At 68.3% G+C, this 1,001-nt stretch carries 1 protein-coding gene; it reads right to left on the reverse strand.

What is annotated here, in order from left to right:
• On the reverse strand, positions 1-879 hold an 879-nt coding region (locus tag ABY44_RS05035), incomplete at its 3' end, for a CheR family methyltransferase (RefSeq protein ID WP_431640920.1).
• Positions 880-1,001: the final 122 nt, after the last annotated feature.

Below are 1,001 nucleotides of genomic sequence, written 5' to 3' on the forward strand. Positions count from 1 at the left end.
ATCGCGAGTCAGTTCGTACACCGTCTGCCCGCGCAGCCGGAACGCCTGCGTGACGTACGTGAAGTTTTCCGAATGGCCGGCGAACAGCAGCCCGCCCGGCTTCACGAGCGGCTCGAAGCGCGACAGCACCTGCCCCTGCGTCGGCTTGTCGAAATAGATCATCACGTTGCGGCAGAAGATCGCGTCGAACGGCTTCGCGATCCCGTAGTCCGCATCGGTCAGGTTCAGCTGCTCGAAGCGGATCATCGCGCGCAGCTCGGGGCGCACCTTCACGCGGCCGGCCTGCGCGCCCGTGCCCTTCAGGAAGAAGCGCTTCAGCCGCTCCGGCGCGAGGTGCTTGACCTGGTCATACGTGTAGATGCCGGCCTCCGCCTTCGCGAGCACCTGCGTGTCGAGGTCGGTCGCGAGGATCGACGCGCCGCGCGCGGCCGATTCGCCGAGCGCCTCGATCAGCGTGATCGCGATCGAGTAAGGCTCCTCGCCGGTCGACGCCGCCGAACACCAGACCGATACGGGCGCCGGCCGCCCCTTCACGAAATCCGACAGGATCGGGAAATGGTGCGACTCGCGGAAGAACGCGGTCAGGTTCGTCGTCAGCGCATTGGTGAACGCTTCCCACTCGAGCGGATCGTCTTCCTGCTCGAGCAGGTCGAGGTAGTCGCGGAACGTGTCGAGGCCGCGTGCCCGCAAGCGGCGCGCGAGACGGCTGTACGCCATGTCGCGCTTGTGCTCGGACAGCGAGATCCCCGCGCGTTGATGGATCAGCGCGCGGATGCGTGCGAAATCCGCGCCCGTGAACGCGAAGTCGCGCCCCGGCTCGCCCGCGCGAGGCGAGGCATCCGGTGCATCGGGTCGAAACGGCGCGCGCGCGTGCGACATGATTTAGAAGGTCTCCCAATCGTCATCGGACGTGCCGGACGTGGCCGGCGCCGGCTTCTCGCCGTTCAGCGCCGGGCGCACGAGCGCGGGCTTCGCGGCCGGCTTGTCGGCCGGCGCGGCGG

The sequence above is a fragment of the Burkholderia sp. ZZQ-2 genome (assembly GCF_050768715.1).
In the GTDB taxonomy this organism is placed as follows: Bacteria; Pseudomonadota; Gammaproteobacteria; order Burkholderiales; family Burkholderiaceae; genus Burkholderia; species Burkholderia cepacia.